This window comes from Micromonospora sp. NPDC049900, assembly GCF_044461025.1.
Lineage (GTDB): Bacteria > Actinomycetota > Actinomycetes > Mycobacteriales > Micromonosporaceae > Micromonospora.
Genome location: NZ_JBITKM010000002.1, coordinates 307,618 through 327,239, shown reverse-complemented (window position 1 = coordinate 327,239; position 19,622 = coordinate 307,618). Strand labels below are relative to the sequence as shown.

General features: G+C 72.7%; 18 protein-coding genes. 11 read left to right on the top strand and 7 right to left on the bottom strand.

Annotation, left to right across the window (positions count from 1 at the left end; genetic code table 11):
• The first annotated feature begins 125 nt into the window (after nucleotides 1-125).
• Entirely contained in the window at nucleotides 126-2,036 is a 1,911-nt protein-coding gene (locus tag ACIBMZ_RS05975) for a heavy metal translocating P-type ATPase (RefSeq protein ID WP_396691467.1), read from the top strand.
• A 21-nt stretch (nucleotides 2,037-2,057) separates the two neighbouring features.
• Here ACIBMZ_RS05975 and ACIBMZ_RS05970 read toward each other — a convergent pair whose 3' ends face one another.
• From ACIBMZ_RS05970 to ACIBMZ_RS05960, 3 genes are all read right to left on the bottom strand, one after another.
• Nucleotides 2,058-2,945 (bottom strand): universal stress protein, encoded by an 888-nt coding sequence (locus ACIBMZ_RS05970; protein ID WP_396691466.1) that lies wholly within the window; start codon nucleotides 2,943-2,945, stop codon nucleotides 2,058-2,060.
• A gap of 13 nt (nucleotides 2,946-2,958) precedes the next feature.
• Nucleotides 2,959-5,352 (bottom strand): phosphoketolase, encoded by a 2,394-nt coding sequence (locus tag ACIBMZ_RS05965; protein ID WP_396691465.1) that lies wholly within the window; start codon nucleotides 5,350-5,352, stop codon nucleotides 2,959-2,961.
• Between the two features lie 87 nt (nucleotides 5,353-5,439).
• Nucleotides 5,440-6,300 carry a universal stress protein gene (locus ACIBMZ_RS05960; protein ID WP_396691464.1) on the bottom strand — a complete coding sequence of 287 codons (861 nt, stop codon included), beginning with the start codon at nucleotides 6,298-6,300 and terminating at the stop codon, nucleotides 5,440-5,442.
• 202 nt (nucleotides 6,301-6,502) lie between these two features.
• Here ACIBMZ_RS05960 and ACIBMZ_RS05955 point away from each other — a divergent pair, with 202 nt between their 5' ends.
• From ACIBMZ_RS05955 to ACIBMZ_RS05925, 7 genes are all read left to right on the top strand, one after another.
• Nucleotides 6,503-6,739 carry an HTH domain-containing protein gene (locus tag ACIBMZ_RS05955; protein ID WP_357212447.1) on the top strand — a complete coding sequence of 79 codons (237 nt, stop codon included), beginning with the start codon at nucleotides 6,503-6,505 and terminating at the stop codon, nucleotides 6,737-6,739.
• A complete protein-coding gene (locus ACIBMZ_RS05950; protein ID WP_396691463.1) occupies nucleotides 6,739-7,320 on the top strand; it encodes a Clp protease N-terminal domain-containing protein in 582 nt (193 codons plus the stop codon). Before ACIBMZ_RS05955 ends, ACIBMZ_RS05950 begins: the two co-directional genes overlap by 1 nt.
• A gap of 99 nt (nucleotides 7,321-7,419) precedes the next feature.
• Nucleotides 7,420-8,406 carry a diacylglycerol/lipid kinase family protein gene (locus ACIBMZ_RS05945; protein ID WP_396691462.1) on the top strand — a complete coding sequence of 329 codons (987 nt, stop codon included), beginning with the start codon at nucleotides 7,420-7,422 and terminating at the stop codon, nucleotides 8,404-8,406.
• Nucleotides 8,399-9,409 carry a YihY/virulence factor BrkB family protein gene (locus ACIBMZ_RS05940; RefSeq protein WP_396691461.1) on the top strand — a complete coding sequence of 337 codons (1,011 nt, stop codon included), beginning with the start codon at nucleotides 8,399-8,401 and terminating at the stop codon, nucleotides 9,407-9,409. The genes ACIBMZ_RS05945 and ACIBMZ_RS05940 overlap by 8 nt, the downstream gene beginning before the upstream one ends.
• 101 nt (nucleotides 9,410-9,510) lie before the next feature.
• Nucleotides 9,511-11,001, top strand: a complete 1,491-nt coding sequence (locus ACIBMZ_RS05935; RefSeq protein ID WP_396691460.1) for a phosphatase PAP2 family protein — start codon at nucleotides 9,511-9,513, stop codon at nucleotides 10,999-11,001.
• Between the two features lies 1 nt (nucleotide 11,002).
• Complete coding sequence (locus ACIBMZ_RS05930; protein WP_396691459.1) at nucleotides 11,003-11,851, top strand: endonuclease/exonuclease/phosphatase family protein; 849 nt, start codon at nucleotides 11,003-11,005, stop codon at nucleotides 11,849-11,851.
• A 170-nt stretch (nucleotides 11,852-12,021) separates the two neighbouring features.
• Nucleotides 12,022-12,303 (top strand): hypothetical protein, encoded by a 282-nt coding sequence (locus tag ACIBMZ_RS05925; protein WP_396691458.1) that lies wholly within the window; start codon nucleotides 12,022-12,024, stop codon nucleotides 12,301-12,303.
• Nucleotides 12,304-12,587: 284 nt separating this feature from the next.
• Here the strand turns inward: ACIBMZ_RS05925 and ACIBMZ_RS05920 are convergent, their stop codons facing one another.
• Nucleotides 12,588-13,550 (bottom strand): TIGR03557 family F420-dependent LLM class oxidoreductase, encoded by a 963-nt coding sequence (locus ACIBMZ_RS05920; protein WP_396691457.1) that lies wholly within the window; start codon nucleotides 13,548-13,550, stop codon nucleotides 12,588-12,590.
• A 365-nt stretch (nucleotides 13,551-13,915) separates the two neighbouring features.
• On the opposite strand from ACIBMZ_RS05920, the gene ACIBMZ_RS05915 reads away from it, so the two are divergent.
• On the top strand, nucleotides 13,916-15,307 hold the full coding sequence (locus ACIBMZ_RS05915; RefSeq protein WP_396691456.1) for a cellulase family glycosylhydrolase: 1,392 nt from the start codon (nucleotides 13,916-13,918) through the stop codon (nucleotides 15,305-15,307).
• Nucleotides 15,308-15,427: 120 nt separating this feature from the next.
• On the opposite strand, the gene ACIBMZ_RS05910 is transcribed toward ACIBMZ_RS05915, so the two are convergent.
• Together ACIBMZ_RS05910 and ACIBMZ_RS05905 are read right to left on the bottom strand one after the other, a co-directional pair.
• Entirely contained in the window at nucleotides 15,428-16,633 is a 1,206-nt protein-coding gene (locus ACIBMZ_RS05910) for an RNA polymerase sigma factor (protein WP_396691455.1), read from the bottom strand.
• Nucleotides 16,630-17,022 (bottom strand): YciI family protein, encoded by a 393-nt coding sequence (locus tag ACIBMZ_RS05905; protein ID WP_396691884.1) that lies wholly within the window; start codon nucleotides 17,020-17,022, stop codon nucleotides 16,630-16,632. Before ACIBMZ_RS05905 ends, ACIBMZ_RS05910 begins: the two co-directional genes overlap by 4 nt.
• Before the next feature lie 209 nt (nucleotides 17,023-17,231).
• On the opposite strand from ACIBMZ_RS05905, the gene ACIBMZ_RS05900 reads away from it, so the two are divergent.
• Nucleotides 17,232-18,329 (top strand): sporulation protein, encoded by a 1,098-nt coding sequence (locus ACIBMZ_RS05900; RefSeq protein ID WP_396691454.1) that lies wholly within the window; start codon nucleotides 17,232-17,234, stop codon nucleotides 18,327-18,329.
• A gap of 93 nt (nucleotides 18,330-18,422) precedes the next feature.
• Here ACIBMZ_RS05900 and ACIBMZ_RS05895 read toward each other — a convergent pair whose 3' ends face one another.
• Entirely contained in the window at nucleotides 18,423-18,806 is a 384-nt protein-coding gene (locus tag ACIBMZ_RS05895) for a hypothetical protein (RefSeq protein ID WP_396691453.1), read from the bottom strand.
• 382 nt (nucleotides 18,807-19,188) lie between these two features.
• On the opposite strand from ACIBMZ_RS05895, the gene ACIBMZ_RS05890 reads away from it, so the two are divergent.
• Nucleotides 19,189-19,590: a hypothetical protein gene (locus ACIBMZ_RS05890; RefSeq protein WP_396691452.1), complete on the top strand. Its 402-nt coding sequence runs from the start codon at nucleotides 19,189-19,191 to the stop codon at nucleotides 19,588-19,590.
• The last annotated feature ends 32 nt before the right edge of the window (nucleotides 19,591-19,622 follow it).

Genomic DNA, 19,622 nt, shown 5'->3' with positions numbered 1-19,622 from the left:
GTCCATCCTGCGGCATCCGCCGGGGGACCCGCAGGGGCCCAGGGACCCGGCGTCGACGGGTAGTTCGGCCCGGAATCTGGCCCGAGTGCCCGACGGTGGGACACGGTGCCTGCGACGATCCGCGCATGGCGGAACCGACGTCGGACGCGCCGGACCACGGTCCCCGCGAGTGCCTGCCGCCGCGCCCCGCGCCGTCGGGTGGACCACGCTGGTGGTGGCTGTGGGCGCCGCTGACCGCACTGACCGCGCTGGTCCTGGCCGGAGCGGCGGCACGACTGGCCGGACGGGCCGGGATCGCCGACGTGGTGTGGGCGGCGGCGACCCTCGTCGCGTTGCTGCCGGCGACCGCCTCGATGCTGCGTGAGCTGTGGCGACGACGCTTCGGCGTGGACGTGATCGCCGTCCTTGCGTTGGCCGGGGCGCTCGTCGTCGGCGAGTACCTGGCCGGTGCCGTGGTCGCGCTGATGTTGGCGACCGGCCGGACCCTGGAGGCGTACGCGCACCGACGGGCGACCCGTGACCTGCGATCCCTGCTCGCCCGCGCCCCGCGTACCGCCCGTCGGCGTACCGCCGACGGTGACATCGAGGTGGTGCCGGTGGACCGGGTGACGGTCGGGGATCGGCTGCTGGTGGGCCCCGGTGACGTGGTCGCCGTCGACGGCGTCGTGGAGTCTGCGGCGACCCTCGACGAGTCGGTGGTGACCGGGGAGTCCCGGCTGGTCGAGCGGGCGGCGGGGGAGCGGGTGGCCAGTGGCGTGGTCAACGCCGGGGCGGGCTTCGGGCTGCGGGCCACCGAGAGCGCCGCCCGCAGCACGTACGCGGGGATCGTCCGGTTGGCCGAGGAGGCGACCGCCCGCAAGGCCCCGACCGTGCGGCTGGCCGACCGCTATGCCGTCGCGTTCGTGCCGTTCACCCTCGTGCTGGCCGGTCTGGGCTGGACGCTGTCCGGGGAGTTCCTGCGGGCGGTGGCGGTGCTGGTGGTGGCGACCCCGTGCCCGCTGCTGCTGGCCACCCCGATCGCCATCGTCAGCGGGCTGTCCCGGGTGGCCCGGCGGGGGATGCTGGTCCGCGACGGCGGGTCGCTGGAGGTGCTCGGTCGCGCCCGCACCCTGCTGGTCGACAAGACCGGCACGCTCACCCTGGGCCGACCACGGGTGGCCGACCTGGTGGTGGCCCCCGGCGGCGACGCCGACGAGATGCTGCGCTCGGCCGCCTCGGTGGAACAACTCTCCCCGCACGTGTTGGCGGCGGCGCTGGTCCGGGATGCCCGAGGGCGCGGGATGCGTCTGGTGGCGCCGACGGAGGTGACCGAGGAGGCGGGCCGGGGAGTGCGCGGGCGGGTGGGTGGACGTCGGATCCGCGTCGGTCAGCTCGATGCCGACCCGCCGCCGTGGGCGGTGCCGGTCCGTACCCGCGCCGAGCAGGCCGGACACAGCGTGGTGTGGGTGTCCGACGAGACCGGGCCGTTCGGCGCGGTGGTGCTGGAGGACCCGGTACGCCCGGACGCCCGCCAGGTGGTGGACCGGCTGCGGACGGCCGGGATGACCCGGATCGTGATGGTCACCGGAGACCGGCCGGAGACGGCGCGCCGGGTGGCGCGCGCCGTCGGCGTGGACGACGTGCTGGCCCGGTGCACCCCGCAGGAGAAGGCCGCCCGGGTCCGCGCCGAGGCGGGGCGGGCGGTCACCGTGATGGTCGGCGACGGCGTCAACGACGCGCCCGCCCTGGCCGAGGCGCACGTCGGGGTGGCGATGGGTGCCACCGGGGCGACCGCCTCCGCCGACGTCGCCGACGCCGTACTGAGCGTCGACCGGCTCGACCCGCTCGCCGACGCGGTGGAGGTGGCGCGCCGGGCCCGGCGGATCGCGGTGCAGAGCGCCACGGTGGGGATGGGGTTGGCGGTCGTCGCGATGGGGTTCGCGGCGGCCGGGAAGCTGCCGCCGGTGGCCGGTGCGTTCCTTCAGGAGGGCATCGACGTGCTGGTGATCCTCAACGCCCTGCGGGCGCTCGGTGGCGGGCCGCGCCGACCGGCCTGACGCCGGTCGGCGCGGATCGGATCAGCGTTCCCGGACGACCGCCACCGGGCAGTGCGCGTGCTGGATGAGCTGCTGGCTGACCGAGCCGAGCAGCATGCCGCGCAGGCCGCCCCGGCCCCGGGTGCCGACCACCACCAGTTGCGACTGGCGGCTGGACTCGATCAACAGCCCGGCCGGTGCGGCGGTGCCCGTCTCGACGCTCACCTCGACGTCGGGGAACGTCTCCCGCCAGCGGCGCAGCACCTCGTCCAGCTCCGCGCGGTCCTCGGCCAGGGCCGCGTCGCGGCCCTGCTCACCGGTGAGGTTCCACTGGTCGCCCTTGGGCTGCCAGGCGCGCAGCACCCGCAGCGGCACCCGGCGCAGGGCGGCCTGCTCGACCGCGTAGCCGAGGGCCACCAGGGAGGGTTCGGAGCCGTCCACCCCCACGGTGACGTGCCCGGTCCGTGCCGTGTCGGCGGTGTCGCGGCGGACCACCACCACCGGGCAGTGCGCGTGCGCGGTGACGCTGACCGCCGTGGATCCGGCGAGCAGGCCGGCGAAGCCGCCGTGTCCCCGGCCGCCCAGCACCACCAGGTCGGCCTCCGCCGAGCTCTCCTCCAGCACCAGGGCCGGCGGGCCGTCGCGGACCTCGCCGCGTACGGTCAGCTCGGGGTTGGCCGCACCGGCCTCCTTCGCGGCCCTGCCCACCAACTCCTCGACCTGCTGACGGGCCTGCTCGTCGGGCCACATGCCGGGCGTGACGCCGGGTCCGACCCAGCCGGCCACGGTGAGCCACTCGAAGACGTACACCAGCCGGACCGCGCGGCCGTCACGGCGGGCCTGTTCCAGCGCCCAGTCCAGGGCCGCCGCCGCGTCCGGTGAGCCGTCGTAGCCCACCACGATCTCCGCGCCGCTCGTACTCCTGGTCATGGCTGCTTCCTCCTCAGGGGTTGGTGGGGTCGGTCTCGCGGACCCAGCGCCACTCGGCGACCCGGGGGTCGTCCTCGCCGTACCGGCGGGTGTGGTCGCGGGCCGCGTCGCGCGCGTCGCTCATCTCCTGCCGCAGGTACGCCACCCGGTCGCCGAGCCCGGGTACCCGGTCGATCACGTCGATGACGAGGTGGAACCGGTCCAGGTCGTTGAGCATCACCATGTCGAAGGGCGTCGTGGTGGTGCCCTCCTCCTTGTACCCGCGTACGTGCAGGTTGTGGTGGTTGGTGCGGCGGTAGGTGAGCCGGTGGATCAGCCACGGGTAGCCGTGGTAGGCGAAGATGATCGGCTTGTCGCGGGTGAACAGCGTGTCGAACTCGTTGTCCGGCAGGCCGTGCGGGTGCTCGCTGGACGGCTGGAGTCGCATCAGGTCCACCACGTTGATCACCCGGACCTTGAGGTCGGGCAGGTGCCGGCGCAGCAGGTCCGCCGCCGCCAGCGTCTCCAGGGTCGGTACGTCACCGGCGCAGGCGAGCACCACGTCCGGCTCGCTGCCGCCGTCCGTACCGGCCCAGTCCCAGATGCCCACCCCGCGTCGGCAGTGCTGCACGGCCTCGTCCATGGTCAGCCAGTTCGGCGCGGGCTGCTTGCCGGCCACCACCACGTTGACGTAGTGCCGGCTGCGCAGGCAGTGGTCCATGGTGGAGAGCAGGGTGTTCGCGTCCGGCGGCAGATAGACCCGGACGACCTCGGCCTTCTTGTTCATCACGTGGTCGATGAAGCCCGGGTCCTGGTGCGAGAAGCCGTTGTGGTCCTGCCGCCAGACGTGGCTGGAGAGCAGGTAGTTCAGCGACGCCACCGGCATCCGCCAGGGGATGTCCCGGGTCACCTTGAGCCATTTCGCGTGCTGGTTGACCATCGAGTCGACGATGTGGATGAACGCCTCGTAGCTGGTGAAGACGCCGTGTCGGCCGGTCAGCAGGTAGCCCTCCAGCCAGCCCTGGCACAGGTGCTCGGAGAGCACCTCCATCACCCGCCCGTCGGGGGAGAGGTGGTCGTCGCCCGGCACCGTGGTGCCCATCCAGGCCCGGTCGGTGACCTCGAAGGCCGCCTGGAGCCGGTTGGAGGCCACCTCGTCCGGCCCGAACAGCCGGAACGTCTGCGGGTTCGCGGCGATCACGTCGCGGATCCACCGGCCCAGCTCGCCGGTGGCGCCGGTGGCCGTGGCACCGGGACTCGGCACGTCCACCGCGTAGTCGCGGAAGTCCGGTAGGTCCAGGTCGCGCAGCACCGATCCGCCGTTGGTGACCGGGTTGGCGCTCATCCGCCGGTCCCCGGTGGGCGGCAGGGCGGCCAGCTCGGCGACGGGGGCACCGGTGGCGTCGAACAGTTCCTCCGGGCGGTAGCTGCGCAGCCAACGCTCCAGCTCGGCCAGGTGCTCCGGGTTGCTGCGGACGTTCGACAACGGCACCTGGTGGGCGTGGAACGTGCCCTCGACCTGCTTGCCGTCGACCTCGCGCGGGCCGGTCCAGCCCTTCGGCGTACGCAGGATGATCATCGGCCAGCGGGGACGCTCGGTGGTGGCACCGGATCGGGCCCGACGCTGGATCTCGGCGATCTCGTCCAGCGCCCGGTCGAGGGTGGCGGCGAGCGTCTCGTGCACGGCGGCGGGCTCGTTACCGGCCACCACGTACGGCTGGTAGCCGTAGCCGCGCATCATGGCGAGCAGGTCGGACTCGGGGATCCGGTCCAGCACCGTCGGGTTGGCGATCTTGTAGCCGTTCAGGTGCAGGATGGGCAGCACCGCGCCGTCCCGGGCGGGATTGAGGAACACGGTCGACAGCCAGCTCCCGGCCAACGGGCCGGTCTCCGCCTCGCCGTCCCCGATGACACAGGCCACCAGCAGGTCGGGATTGTCGAACGCGGCACCGTAGGCGTGGCTGAGCGCGTACCCCAACTCGCCGCCCTCGTGGATCGAGCCCGGCACCTCCGCGGCCACGTGGCTGGGGATGCCACCGGGGAAGGAGAACTGGCGGAACAGCCGGGCCATCCCGGCCTCGTCGCGGCCGACGCCCGGGTACCGCTCGCTCCAGGTGCCCTCCAGCCAGGTGTTCGCGACGACCGCCGGACCGCCGTGGCCGGGACCGGTGACGAAGAGAGCCGACAGGTCGCGGGCGACGATCACCCGGTTGAGGTGGGCGTAGATCAGGTTCAGGCCGGGCGAGGTGCCCCAGTGTCCCAACAGCCGGGGCTTGACGTGTTCGGCTGTCAGCGGTTCGCGGAGCAGCGGATTGTCGAGCAGATAGATCTGCCCGACGCTGAGGTAGTTCGCCGCCCGCCAGTAGGCGTCCAGGCGGCGCAGGTCCTCGTCGGTCAGGGTGCTCGGGATGTCCACGGCCGTGTCCATACTGCTTGAGCCTCTCGCGGGTCGGTGGATTCTGCATCCGCAGCGCGGGTTTCCTGCCTCCAGCTTCGCGGTATCGGCGGGCGTGGATCAGGGCCGTTGGTCCCGCCCACCCGGGTGTCCCGGCCCGTCGTCGTCGGGCGGCCCGGTGACACCGCGGACCACCAGCACCGGGGCCGGGGCGTGGTAGAGCAGCGACTGGCTGACCGCGCCGAGCATGCCGCGCCACGGTTCGTCGCCGCGCGCGGCGACCACCACCAACTGCGCGGTGCGCGACTGCTCGACCAGCACGTCACCCGGTTCGCCCCGGAGGACCCGGCACTCCACCGCGACGTCGGGATGCCCGGCGCCGTGCCGGGCCACCAGTGCGGCGAGCCGGTCGGTGGCCTCGCCCACCGCCGCGTCGGACTCGACCACCCACACCGCCAGCAGGGGCGAGCGGTGCCGACCGGAACAGGCGTACGCCCAGGTCAGGGCGATCTCGGCGGAGGTCGAGCCGTCCACCCCGACCAGCACCGGCCCGGCCGGTGGAGGTTCCTGACGGGCGACCAGCACCGGACATTCGGCGCGGGCGGCCACCTGGACGGCCGGACTGTCGGCCGGGATACAGCGGTCGCAGTGGGCCATGCCGCCGTCCCCGACGGCCACCAGGAAGGCCGACTCGGACTTGCGGACCAGCGTCGACACCGCCGAACCCTCGATCACCTCGGCGCTGACCGGGACGTCCGGCTCGCTCTGGTTGGCCGCCACGGTGGCCTCGGCGAGCAGCTCCTCGGCGTGCGAGCGGGACGCGGTGACCGCGGGCGCCTCCAGCGCGGCCCAGTTGAACGCGTGCATCAGGTGCAGCGCGCGGCCGTGGGCGGCGGCCACCCGAGCGGCGGTACGGGCCACCGGCAGCGCGCCGTCCGGACCGACGCCGACCAGCACCGGCGTCTCGCCGCCTGGGGCCATCCGCGATCACCCCCGCGCTGCGCTCGGCCTGCTGTTGAGGCTAGTCGCGCCGATGCGTCGCCGGGGCGTGATCGCCGGACGCCCGCCCTGGTCAGGGCGTTGAACGTACCCGGAGCACGACCGCGCTGGCGGGTGGCGGCGGGCCGACGCCGGGTGTCAACCGGGGTTGACAGGGTCGGGTGTGTCAATGTAGGTTGACGGCATGAGTCAGGCGACGGAACTCGCGGCTGCGGCCGGCAGCACCGACCCCCGGGTCGGCCTGCGCGCGGTCCGCGCCCTGCGCCGGCTGCTCGAACGGCTCGAGGTGGTCCAGGTCGACAACGCCCGACGACAGGGCTGGTCGTGGCAGGAGATCGCCGACGCGCTCGAGGTCAGTCGGCAGGCGGTCCACAAGAAGCACGCCGGGCGACCGGCGGTCGGGTCCTCCCGGGAGGCGTGATGTTCGAACGGTTCACCGACCGCGCCCGCGCCGTGGTGCGGCACGCACGCGACGAGGCGCGGGCCGAGGGGCGAGGACCCGTCGGCACCGAGCACCTGCTGCTCGGCCTCCTCGCCGACGGCGACGCGCTGGCCGCCCGGGTGCTCCGCGACGTCGGAGTCACCGGTGACGACCTGCGGGAGCGGGTGCGCCGGCACACCGTACGCGGTGCGGACGGGCTCGCCGAGGCCGACGCCGCCGCGCTGCGGGAGATCGGTATCGACCTGGCCGCGATCGTGGCCCGGATCGAGGAGTCCTTCGGCCCCGACGCGCTGCGTGAGGCCGTCCCGGCACCGCGTCGCCGCTGGGGTCGGCTGCGGCGGCAACCGGGCGGGCCGTTCTCCGCCCGGGCCAGGAAGGTGCTGGAGCTGGCCCTGCGCGAGGCGATGCGGCTGCGCCACCGGCACATCGGCACCGAGCACATCCTGCTGGGGCTGCTGCGCGAGGGCAACGGGCTGGCCGCGCTGGTGCTCACCGAGGCCGGAGTGGACCTGGCCGACGTGCGCCACCGGGTGGAGAGCGCCCTGCGGGCCGCCGCCTGAGCCGCCACGCCGCAGGTCGGCGTCACACCTTCCGGCCGGGTGAACCTGGTCACCCGGCGTCGGGTCGCCGAACCGTCGACCGTGCCGCACACTGACGCCGTGGAAGCTGGACGGCACGGACAGGCCCTACGCAGTGCGGTCGTGGTCAACCCGGTCAAGGTGGACGACATCGATACGTTCCGCCGCACCGTCGTCGACGCGCTCGCCGCCGCCGGCTGGCCCGAGCCGCTGTGGCTGGAGACCACCGTCGAGGACCCCGGTCGTGGCCAGACCGAGCAGGCCCTGGCCAAGGGCGTGGACGTGGTCTTCGCCTGCGGCGGCGACGGCACCGTGATGGCCTGCGTGAGCGCCCTGGTCGGCACCGACGTCGCCCTCGCCGTGCTTCCGCAGGGCACCGGTAACCTGCTCGCCGCCAACCTGGGACTCTCCAACGACCTGGCCGCCGGCATCGAGGTGGCCCTTGAGCGCGGACGGCGACTGCTCGACGTCGGCGAGGTCGACGGACAGCACTTCGCGGTGATGGCCGGCATGGGCTTCGACGCCCAGATGCTGGCCGCCACCAACGAGACGACGAAACGGCGGATCGGCTGGCCGGCGTACGTCGTGGGCGCCGCCCGCCACCTGCGGGACCGCCCGATGCGGGTGTCCGTCTCGCTGGACGACCAGCCGCCGCTGCGTCGCCGCGCCCGCTCGGTGCTGGTCGCCAACGTCGGCCGCCTCCAGGGCGGGGTACGCCTGCTCACCGAGGCCGAACCCGACGACGGCTACCTCGACGTCGCCGTGCTCACCCCGCACCGGTTGCGGCACTGGCTCTCGCTCGGTTGGGCGGTGGTACGCCGCCGTGACCGGGTGCCCCGGATGGAGGTCTTCCGGGCCCGTCGGGTGACCATCACCAGCAACCGCGCACAACCGCGCGAGCTGGACGGCGATCTGATCGAGCCCGGCCGTGAGCTGAGCGTGCAGATCCGTCGACGGGCCCTGTGGCTGTGCGTACCGCAGCCGGACCGCACACCCGACCTGGCCGAGGACGCGTCCGGCGCCGCCGAGCGGGGTGAGCGGCTCATCGAGGAGGGTCGGGGTGAGTAGCACCAAGATGGTGCCGGAGACCCGGCTGATGTCCGACGAGCAGCTCTGCGCCGACCACGCCTGGCAGACGCTGCGCCGTGAGGGCGGCTGGCACCTGCTCCACGACGCCTTCGTCCGGTTCCGCTACGGCGACGGGTTCAGCCACGCCCGTGCCTTCGCCTTCCAGCTCTGCCTCGCCGTGGTGCCGTTCCTGATCGCGCTGACCGGGCTCATCGCGGAGCTCGGGGCGGCCGAGGGCGGCGAGGTGGTGGCCGACACCGTGCTGGCGCTCACCCCCGGCGCCAGCGAGGCGGTCGTCGCCGAACTGCTCGGCGAGGGTGCGGGCGGCGAACGCGTCGAGGACATCGGGGAGGTGGCGCTGGCTCTCGGCCTGGGCACCGGGCTGGTCGCGCTGACCAGCACGATGGCGCAGATCGAGCGGGGCGCCAACCGCATCTACGGCGTCGAGCGCGACCGCCCCGCCCTGCGCAAGTACCTGCGCGCCGCGGCGCTCGCCGTCCTCGCCGGCATCCCGGCGCTGACCGGGTTCCTCATCCTGGTCGGCGGCGGCCCGATGGGCGACTCGGTGGAACGCCACTACGCCTGGGGTGAACTGGCCGCCACCGTCTGGGACGTGGTGCGCTGGCCACTCAGCCTCGGGCTGACCGTGCTGGCCGTGGCGGTGCTGTTCCGGTACGCCCCGCGTCGCCGCCAACCCGGCCTGTCCTGGCTGTTCTTCGGCGCCGGCATCGCCACCGTGCTGTGGTGGCTGGCCAGTCTGCTGCTCGCCGGCTACGTGGCGTTCAGTGCGGACTTCGGCCAGACGTACGGCGCGCTGACCGGCATGATGGCGTTGTTGCTCTGGGCCAACCTCACCGGCATGGCGCTGTTCGGCGGGCTGGCCTTCGCCGCCCAACTGGAGGCGGTCCGCATCGGCGTGTCCGAGCCCGCCAAGCCGGACCTGTGGAAGCCGAACGCGCCCCGCGCCGGTCTGCTCGACACCGGCGAGATGACCGCGCTGTAGCGCCCCGCCGCCCGGACGGGTGTACGCAGGCATCGACGCGGGTACAGCGCCACGCCAGAAGGCGTCGCCGTCGGTCGGCGCCACCTGAGGAGGAGGCTGCCGTGGGCGCGGTCCGGGACGTACTGCGACGACCGCTCGGTCACTTCACCGAACGGACCCTCGCCGGGCTGCTGCTCGTCCTCGGTGCCGGGGTCGGGTTCGGGCTGCTGCTGGTGCTGGTCCGCGTCCAGTGGGCCCCGCTGTACGACGTGGACCACGGCGTGGCGCAGTGGCTCAACGAGCAGATCTCACCCATCGGTCCGCTGGTGACGGTGCTCAACGCGATCACCGACCTCGGCGGCCGACCGGTGATCGTCTGGCTGGTCACCGTGGCCGTGGTCGGGCTGCTGATCCGTCGGCAGGGCCGGCTCGCGGTCTTCCTGATCGTCACCGGCGCCGGGGCGCTGATCCTCGACCCGTCGCTCAAGACGCTCGTCGACCGGCTGCGCCCCGAGGTGGACGTGCCCATCGGCACGTACGCCGGGCAGAGCTTCCCCAGCGGGCACGCGCTCGGGTCGATGGTCGCCTACGGCGCGCTGCTGCTGGTGTTCCTGCCGGCCATGGCGCCCCGCTGGCGCAAACCGGCGATCGCCCTGGTCGCCACCGTGGTGGTCCTGATCGGATTCACCCGGGTCGCGCTCGGCGTGCACTTCCTCTCCGACGTGCTCGGCGCCTGGCTGCTCGGCGCGGCCTGGCTCGGCGTCACCGCGTACGCCTTCCGGCTGTGGCGGTTGGAACGCGGCCGACCGGCCGCTCCGCTGACCGACGGACTGGAACCCGAGGCGGCGCACGAGGTGGCCCTGGCACCGGACGAGGAGAAGCTGCTGCCGCACGCCCGCGCCGGCATCGCCGAGATCGTGGTCGGCTGGGTGCTGGTCTTCGGCGCCCTCTACGGCTTCGGCATGTTCGTCAGCTACCACGCCGACGGCACCTTCCTGGCCCGGCTCGACGAGACCGTGCCGCGCTGGTTCGCCGAGCACGGCACCCCGTTCCTGGACGACGTGAGCTGGTGGTGGAGCAAGGTCGGCGACACCCACGCCATCCTGCTCATCTCGATGGTCTTCTGCCCGCTGGTGCTGGCGATCTGGGGACGCTGGCGGCCGGTGCTCTTCGTGGCGCTGACCATGTTCGGTGAGCTGACGCTGTTCCTCGCCTCCGCCGCCGCCGTGGACCGGCCGCGCCCGCCGGTGGAGAACCTGGACGGTCCGATGCCGACCTCCTCCTTCCCGTCCGGCCACATCGCCGCCACACTCTGCCTGTGGGTGGCGATCGCGGTGGTGGTGTTCCCGCGTACCGACCGGTGGTGGCGCTGGCTGTTCGCGGCGGCGGCGGTGATCATGCCGGTCGGCGTGGCCATCTCCCGGATGTACCGGGGCATGCACCACCCGACCGACTTCATGGGCGCGATCATGCTGACCGCGCTCTGGATCGGGTTGCTCTACTGGGTGGTACGCCCCAACGAGGACGTGCGGGCGGGCAACCGACCCGAGATCGAGTCGGAGGACGTGGATACCTTGGACGACGAGCTGGCCAAGGCCGGCCAGCCGGGCTGAGGTGACCGTGCTGCGGGTGATGACCTGGAACATCCGCAACGGTGGACGGGACCGGGGCGGCCCGGACCGGCGTATCCTGCTGGCCCGGGTCGTCGCCGCGTACCGGCCGGACGTCCTCGCCCTCCAGGAACTGCGCGGCCTCGACGTGGCCCGCTTCGCCGCAGACGCCGGTCTGACGCCCCACCTGGCCCGGTCACCCTTCGGCCAGCCGGTCGCGATCCTCGTGCACCCGCGCTGGCCGACCGTGGCGACCGGGCCGGTCCGCCGCCCGTTCCACCACGCGGCGCAGCGCGTGACACTGTCCACCGACGCCGGGCCGCTGGCCGTCCTGAGCACCCATTTCTATCCGTACCGTGGCGGTCGCCGTCTGGTCGAGGCCCGTTGGGCGGCCACCGCGCTGCGCCGGGCCCGCGCCGACCTCGCCCTGCTCGCCGGGGACCTGAACACCCTCGACCCGTACGCCGAACCCACCGACCACGCCGGTGACCTCGTCCAGACAGGTGGCGGCGCCCATGCCCGGAGCCTGGCCCGGCTGGCCCCCGCGTACCGCCGTCGGCACCTGCGGCGCGACGGACGGACCGTGGACACCCGGGCGGTGGCCCGCCTGCTCGCCGCCGGCCTGGTCGACCTGGCCGCCACCGCCGGCCCGACCGTGCCCACCGGCTACGGACACACCCCGGAGTTCGCCGAGATGCGCCTGGACTACCTGCTGGCCACCCCCGCCCTGGCCGCCCGCCTGGTCGACGCCCGGGTGATCCGCAGCCCCGACACCCACCAAGCCTCCGACCACCACCCCCTAACCGCCACCTTCACCCTCACCCCACCCCACCCCACCGCCCCCACCTCCTGAGTTGATCAAGAGGTTTCAGCCACGGAAGGCGGAGGCGGAGGACGCAAACTCCTTGGTCAACTCCTTGGCCTGGCTGGTGCGGGTCCTCGTGCTGGTGCCGTCGTACTACCTGGTGTGGCTGCCGCTGGCGTGGACCGTACGCGTGCTCACCCCGCCCGACTGCTGGGCTGATGCTCGCGGCGCTGGCCGTGCTGGGCTGGGCCTGGCGTACGGCGGGGCGCATCCTCCGCTGGTGCTGGGTGTGGACGCTGCGCCCGGTGTTCCGGGCCGGGCTGTGGGTGTGGACGCACCTGCTGCTGCCCGTCTGCCGAGCCGTCGGTGCGGTCTGGCAGGCGACGGTCGGCTGGCTTCGTCGCGCCCTTCTGGAGCCGATCGGCCACGCCACCCGCGAGGTTCTCGTCGGCCTCGGCCTACGCCGCCGACCGCGCAGGCGGACCGGCAACGCCGCGTGATCATGCGCTCGGCGGCACCTGGATGTAAGGAGGGGACCCTTCCTATACACGAGGCGTTATCAGGGGACCCTTCCTTGCATCCACGCCCTTCCTTTACAACCACGCCCTTCCTTGCATCCGCGTTCGTGCTGCTACGCCGACGGTCAGAGCACCAGGTTGAGCAGGACGGTCAGCACGATCGAGGCGACGATCGAGAAGAGGATCATCAGTAGGCAGCCGAGGCCGCCGCCGGCCGGTCGGATCTCCGTGTTGCCGATACGCATGGTCGAGTCATCTCCTGCCGGTCACAGTTCGCGTAGCCGGGGCAGCAACTGCTCCTGCGCCCAGTCCAGGAACATCGGTTGGTTGTCGCCGCCGACCTGCACCAGCGCCACGTGGGTGAACCCGGCGTCGACGAACCTCTTGAACGCGTCCACGTGCCTGTCCACGTCCGGGCCGCAGGAGATGCCGGCGGCCACGTCCTCCTCGCGTACCGACTGCGCGGCGGCCTCGAACGCGTCGGTGTCGGGCAGTTCGGCGTTGACCTTCCAGCCGAGCCCGAACCAGCGGAACTGGTCGTGCGCGATCTTGCGGCATTCCGTCTCGTCCGGGCCGTAACAGATGGCCACCTGACCATAGCGGGGTCGTCCGGCGCCACCGGCCTCCTCGTACATCTCCACCAGGTGCGCCTGCGGCTCGGTGGCGATCATGCCGTCGGCGTACTCGGCGGCGAGGGTGGCCGACTGCCGTCCGGACGCGGCCACCGCCATCGGCACCGGCGTGTCGGGCCGGTCCCACAGGTACGCGTCGGGCACGTCGTAGTGGTTGCCGGAGAAGGTGAGCGTCTCGCCGTTGAGCAGCGGCCGGATGATCTGTAGGGCCTCCTCGAACATCTCGTGCCGTTGCTGCACGTGCGGCCAGGCGCCGACCACGTGTTCGTTGAGGTTCTCCCCGGCGCCCAGGCCGAGGGTGAACCGTCCGTCGGAGAGGAGCCCGACGGTGGCGGCCTTCTGCGCCACCACGGCCGGGTGGTAGCGGCGGATCGGGCAGGTCACGAACGACATCAGCTCCGCCCGGGAGGTGGCGTGGGCGACCGCGCCCAGGACCGACCAGGCGTACGGCGAGTGGCCCTGCGACTCCAGCCAGGGGTAGTAGTGGTCGGACATGACGAGCTGGTCGAAACCGGCGGCCTCGGCGCGTACCGCATAGTCGACGAGTTCCTTGGGGCCTGCCTGTTCGCACATCAACGTGTATCCGATGCTGACCATGCTGTCTCCTTCGCTCCCCGGCGGTCCGTTTGCGGATACCCGGGCCCGGATGGGTCAACCCTGGTCGACGCTTGACGGGCTCTCCGGCGGCTGCCTACCGTTGCCTGAACCGGTTCAGCGCCGGCCTGGAGCCCATCCTGTGGTGGGGATGGTCCGCCCGTGACGGCCCACCAGAAACCGGGCCGCCACGGGTCGCCGGCCGTCGGCCGCTCTACTGAACCGGTTGCTTCCGAGGCTCCATCGGCCTACGCTGATGCCTGCCTCGCCGGGCCTCTCGCCGTGCGGCTGCCGGGCACAGCCGCCGCACCTGCCACTCACCGCACTCCCTCCTGGGCACGGAGGGAGAGAACTCCTGCGAGGAATCGATGAAGAGACTGTTCGGGGCCGTCGGCGCCGTGCTGCTGGCGACCGTCGCCGCAGTGTTCGCCTTCGGCCCGTCGGCGCACGCCGCCACCGGTTTCACGGTCAGCGGCGGCAAGCTGTACGACGCCAGCGGCAACGAGTTCATCATGCGCGGCGTCAACCACGCGCACACCTGGTACGCGAACCAGACCAGCTCCTTCGCCAACATCAAGGCGCTCGGCGCGAACACCGTCCGGGTGGTGCTGTCCAGCGGGGACCGGTGGACCCGCAACAGCGCCGAGGACGTGTCGAACGTGATCCAGCTCTGCAAGACCAACCGGCTGATCTGCGTCCTGGAGGTGCACGACACCACCGGCTACGGCGAGCAGAGCGGCGCGGCCACCCTGGACCGGGCGGTCGACTACTGGCTGAGCATCGCCAGCGCGCTCACCGGCCAGGAGCGGTACGTGATCGTCAACATCGGCAACGAGCCGTACGGCAACCAGAACTACTCGTCCTGGGCCACCGACACGTCGAACGCGATCCGGCGGCTGCGTACCGCGGGTTTCGCGCACACCATCATGGTGGACGGCCCGAACTGGGGCCAGGACTGGTCCTTCACGATGCGAGACAGCGCGCCGACGGTGTTCGACGCGGACCCGGCCCGCAACACGGTCTTCTCGATCCACATGTACGGCGTCTTCGACACCGCCGCCGAGATCAGTGACTACCTGGGCCGCTTCCGCAGCCGTGGTCTGCCGATCGTGGTCGGCGAGTTCGGTCACTACCACTCCGACGGCGACCCGGACGAGGACGCCATCCTCTCCTACACGCAGGCCAACGGCATCGGCTGGCTGGGCTGGTCGTGGAGCGGCAACGGGGGTGGCGTGGAGTACCTCGACATGGCCACCTCGTTCAACCCGAACCAGCTCACCACGTGGGGCCAGCGTCTGTTCAACGGCACCAACGGCATCCGGCAGACCGCCCGGGAGGCCAGTGTCTTCGGCGGCATCCCGCCGCCGACCACGCCTCCGCCGACCACGCCACCGCCGACGACGCCACCGCCGACGACGCCTCCGCCCACGACGCCTCCGCCGACCACCCCGCCGCCGGGGGCCGGCTGCACGGCGACGTACTCGATCACCGGGCAGTGGCAGGGCGGCTTCCAGGGCGACGTCCGGGTGACCGCCGGCAGCAGCGCCATCACGGGCTGGACGGTGCGGTGGACCCTCGCCGGTGGCCAGTCGGTCAGCCAGTCCTGGAACGCCACGGTCACCAGCAGCGGTACCACGGTGACCGCACGCAACGTCTCCTACAACGGTCAACTCGGCGCCGGTGCCAGCACCAGCTTCGGCTTCCTCGGAAGTTGGAGCGGCAGCAACCCGGCTCCTGCGGTGACCTGCACCGCGAGCTGACGACTGCCACCCTGACGGTGGCCGGGCCCGACCTGGGCCCGGCCACCCGGTCACCGCCGGTGCCGAGCTCCACCGAGGCGGACGGCGCGGACGAGAGGCGGACGAGCAGGCGGTCCGGGCTCAGGCCAGACGGGCGGCGCGCATCAGCAGGTAGCGCTGCTCCGGCAGACTGGCGGTCAGGCCGGCTGCGCACCGGTACTGGTCCACCGCGCGTTCGTGGTCACCGGCCATCTCGTACAGGTGGGCGCGGGCGGCGGGAAGACGGTGGTGACCGGCCAGACGGGCCTCGCCGTCCAGCGCGGCCAGGGCGGACAGCCCGGCTTGCGGGCCGTGCACCATCGCGGTGGCCACGGCCCGGTTGAGCGCCACCACGGGACTGGCCGACACCTGCTCCAGCACCTGATAGAGCGCGAGGATCTGCGGCCAGTCCGTCTGCGCGGCGGTCGGCGCCTCGTCGTGGAGCGCGGCGATGGCGGCCTGCACCTGGTACGGGCCGACCGGACCCCGGGGCAGCGCCCGGGTGACCAGCGCGACGCCCTCCGCGATCGCCGCCGGGTCCCAGCGGGCGCGGTCCTGTTCGGCCAGCGGGATCAACTCGCCGGACGGGCCGGTGCGCGCCGCCGCCCGCGCCTCGGTGAGCAGCATCAACGCCAGCAACCCGGTCACCTCGCTGTCGCCCGGCAACCGGGTGTGCAACATCCGGGTGAGTCGGATCGCCTCCTGCGCCAGGTCCACCCGGTGCAGGGTGTCCCCGGCGCTGGCCACGTGTCCCTCGGTGAAGACCAGGTAGAGCACGTGCCGGACCGAGGTCAGCCGGGCCGGCAACTCCGCCGGCGCAGGCAGCCGCAACGGCGTACCGGACTCGCGGATGCGCTGCTTGGCCCGACTGATCCGCTGGGCCATGGTGGACTCGGGCACCAGGAACGCGCGGGCCGTCTCGGCGGTGGTCAGGCCGCCGACCGCCCGCAGCGTCAGCGCGATCGCCGAGGCGGACGACAACGCCGGATGGCAGCAGAGCAGGAACAGCTCCAGGGTGTCGTCACGGTCCGCGTCCCTCGGCTCGCGCCGGGCGACCAGGTCCTCCCGCGCCCGCCGGGCCTGCTCGGCGCGGATCAGCTCGACCATCCGCCGGTACGCGACCTGGATCAACCACCCACGTGGATTGTCCGGCACACCCGCCCCGGGCCAACCCGTCGCGGCGGCCAGCAGCGCCTCCTGCACGGCGTCCTCGGCGGTGGCGAAGTCACCGAACCTGCGGACCAGAACGCCGAGGACCTGCGGCGCCAGCTCGCGCAGCAGGTCCTCGGTCCGTCGATCGTCCGTCACAGGTCCTCTGGTGGCGCGGACAGCACCGGGTGCACCTCGATCGGCATGTTCAGCGGCGCACCGCCGGGGCCGGGGGCGGTGGAGATCCAGGCGGCGATCTCGACAGCCCGCTCCGGGGTGTCGGTGTCGACGATCCAGTACCCGGCGAGGAACTCCTTCGTCTCGGCGAACGGCCCCTCGGTCACCACCGGCGCGCCGCTGGACCCGGCCCGTACGATCTTCGCCTGCGCCGGCCCGGCGAGGCCCTGCCCGTCGACCAACTCGCCGTCGGCGGCCAGCTTCGCGCCCACCTCGCCCATGAAGCCGATGTGCGCCCCGAGCTCCTCCGGAGCCCAGGTGTGGATCGGCGGGAAGTCCATCCCGGCGACGCTGGACTGCATGAGCAACATGTACTTCACGACTGTCTCCTCACGGCCTCGGGCACCATTGTCGGTGCCCGCACCCTCTGGTCGAAGCCGCCGGGCCGGATCTCGACATCCGTCCGACAGGAATTCCGCGACCGGCTTCCCAGCGACCTTTCAGGGCCGCCCGATACGGTGCCGCCGTCAGCGTCCGTTCCTAAAGGGAGCCCGGGCACCAGACCCCGCAGGAGAACTGAATGGTCTTCAAGAAGATGTTGAGCGCGTTGGGCGTGGGCGGTCCGAGTGTGGACACCGTCCTGGCCAACCCGAACACCAGACCCGGGCTGGCCCTCGACGGTCAGGTCAACCTGCTCGGCGGGGAGGCGGCGGCGAGCATCGAGCAGATCGTGATCGGCCTGGTCACCCGGGTCGAGGTCGGCGAGCAGGCCGGGGTGATGGAGTTCCACCGGCAGGTCGTCAGCGGCCCGCTCCAGCTCGCCGCGAAGCAGGCGCTGTCCATCCCGTTCCAGCTTCCGGTGCCGTGGGAGACCCCCATCACCGGGCTGTACGGCCAGCGGCTGCACGGCATGTCGATGGGTCTGCGTACCGAGCTGGCGATCGCCAAGGCCGTCGACAAGGGCGACCTGGACGAGATCAACGTGCACCCGCTGCCGGTGCAGGAGCGGATCCTGGAGGCGTTCCTCCAGCTCGGCTTCCGCTTCAAGAAGGCCGACCTGGAGCGCGGCATGATCCAGGGCGTACGTCAGACGCTGCCGTTCTACCAGGAGATCGAGTTCTTCGCCGCGCCGCAGTACGCGCAGACCGTCAACGAACTCGAAGTGACGTTCGTGGCCAACCCGCACGGCGTGGACGTGGTGCTCGAGTGCGACAAGCGGGGCGGCTTCCTCGCGCCCGGCCAGGACGTGTTCGGCCGGTACCAGGTGGCCCACTCCGACGCCGAGCGGTCCGACTGGGTGGAGACGGTCGACGGCTGGATCCAGGAGACCATCGGGCGGTTCGGCGCGCTGCGCGCCCAGGCGTTCGGCCCGCAGGGCTACGGCGCTCCGCAGGGCTACGGCGCGCCCGGCTACGGGCCGCAGGGCTACGGCCCCCAGGGGTACGGGCCGCAGGGCTACGGTGCGCCGCACAAGTACGGCCCGCCGCAGCGGCGGGGCGGGGTCGGCATGGGTGGCGTGGTCGCCGGTGCGGCGCTCGGCGCGGCCGGTGGCATGCTCGCCGGTCACATGATCGGCAACGCCTTCGACGGTGCCGAGGAGGAGGTCACCGAGGCGGCCGGCGACTTCGGCGGTGACTTCGACGGCGGCGGTGACTTCGGCGGCTTCGAGGAGTTCTAGGAGACGATGCCGCACCCCCGCTCGGCGGGGGCGTGACCAGACAGGACGGTGGCCCTCCGGGAGACTTCCCGGAGGGCCACCGCACGCAAGGGGTCAGCGCCGCCCGCGCTGCTTGCGCTCCGCGGCCGAACGCCGCTGGCTACCGGCCTTGGCCAGACCACGGCTACCCAGGTAACCGATGGTCAGCAGCGTGATGAAGAACCACGCCTGACCGGGGTTGTTCAGGTTCAGGCCGTTCGCGGTGGTCCCGCGCCAGAAGGCAGAGATCACCACGAGGGTGACGGCTGCCGCGTAGATCCAGAACTCCGTCGTCAGGAACGACTGCTTGGTCTCCGTACCCGGAGACGGCATCTCCCCCCGGTGCCCGTCGTGCATCATCGGCATCGGGTGGGTGGCGGCCTCCTGCATGGCCTGCCGGTTCTGGGCGTCCTGCGCCGGACGGTTCATCGGCCTGGTGGATGCAGCCTGCGTGCTCATCTGTCCTCCTCAGGATTTGATGAGTCGTCACCTGCGGCCCTCGCCCCGCTACCGCGTGTCGGCCACGGCACGGTTCGCGCACATGGCGGGGGCACCCGCCGTCTACCCCGCCGCCGGGGGGCAGTAACACCCCGCCACCCGGCCGAATCCGTCCGGCGCGGGGATACCTGCCCGGCCTGGCGAAAACCACCCGAGCCCGCCCGATGTCCCGTTCCGACCGTGCCCCGCACCACCACCTGCGGCCACGGCTCTCCGCACCACCTGCGGCCGGCTGCACGCGCGACCGGAGGCCGGCGCGGGCCTGGTGGACCGGTGGACCGGGTTTGCCGGGGCGGTCACCGGGCACGCCATCAGGACCGACGCTTCTGCGAGGTGATGGATCGTGCGTGAGGACGACATGCGACAGGACGCCGCCCGCCGGGCCGAGGAACGGATCGCCGGCGGCGTGTACGGCGAGGGCGCCGTGGACGAGGTGACCGTACCGCCCACCGATGTGGAGAGTGCCATCCAGCGCGACGACCGGGACGATCCGGCGCACGTGCCGATCGACCCCACCGTGCTGCGCGACGGCGGTCCCACCCGGGGGCAGGGCGCGCTCACCACGACGGGCGGTACGGCCGGACCGGCCAGCGCCCGACGGGTGGCCCGCCAGCCGGAACGGCACCGGGGCAAGGTGGCACCGACCACCACCGGCGACGCCACCACCGGCGGGATGAGCACCCCGGCCGGCGGCAGCACCAGCGACCAGTCCACTCCGGCCACCCACGTGGGCAGCTTCGAGTGACCCACCCAACCACCGGCCCGGCCCCACCTGGG

What these genes read in the sequence shown, in the direction of transcription:
- ACIBMZ_RS05975 (WP_396691467.1), top strand. Translation starts at nt 126, where the DNA reads ATGGCGGAACCGACGTCGGACGCGCCGGACCACGGTCCCCGCGAGTGC.
- ACIBMZ_RS05970 (WP_396691466.1), bottom strand. Translation starts at nt 2,945, where the DNA reads ATGACCAGGAGTACGAGCGGCGCGGAGATCGTGGTGGGCTACGACGGC.
- ACIBMZ_RS05965 (WP_396691465.1), bottom strand. Translation starts at nt 5,352, where the DNA reads ATGGACACGGCCGTGGACATCCCGAGCACCCTGACCGACGAGGACCTG.
- ACIBMZ_RS05960 (WP_396691464.1), bottom strand. Translation starts at nt 6,300, where the DNA reads ATGGCCCCAGGCGGCGAGACGCCGGTGCTGGTCGGCGTCGGTCCGGAC.
- ACIBMZ_RS05955 (WP_357212447.1), top strand. Translation starts at nt 6,503, where the DNA reads ATGAGTCAGGCGACGGAACTCGCGGCTGCGGCCGGCAGCACCGACCCC.
- ACIBMZ_RS05950 (WP_396691463.1), top strand. Translation starts at nt 6,739, where the DNA reads ATGTTCGAACGGTTCACCGACCGCGCCCGCGCCGTGGTGCGGCACGCA.
- ACIBMZ_RS05925 (WP_396691458.1), top strand. Translation starts at nt 12,022, where the DNA reads ATGCTCGCGGCGCTGGCCGTGCTGGGCTGGGCCTGGCGTACGGCGGGG.
- ACIBMZ_RS05920 (WP_396691457.1), bottom strand. Translation starts at nt 13,550, where the DNA reads ATGGTCAGCATCGGATACACGTTGATGTGCGAACAGGCAGGCCCCAAG.
- ACIBMZ_RS05915 (WP_396691456.1), top strand. Translation starts at nt 13,916, where the DNA reads ATGAAGAGACTGTTCGGGGCCGTCGGCGCCGTGCTGCTGGCGACCGTC.
- ACIBMZ_RS05905 (WP_396691884.1), bottom strand. Translation starts at nt 17,022, where the DNA reads ATGTTGCTCATGCAGTCCAGCGTCGCCGGGATGGACTTCCCGCCGATC.
- ACIBMZ_RS05900 (WP_396691454.1), top strand. Translation starts at nt 17,232, where the DNA reads ATGGTCTTCAAGAAGATGTTGAGCGCGTTGGGCGTGGGCGGTCCGAGT.
- ACIBMZ_RS05895 (WP_396691453.1), bottom strand. Translation starts at nt 18,806, where the DNA reads ATGAGCACGCAGGCTGCATCCACCAGGCCGATGAACCGTCCGGCGCAG.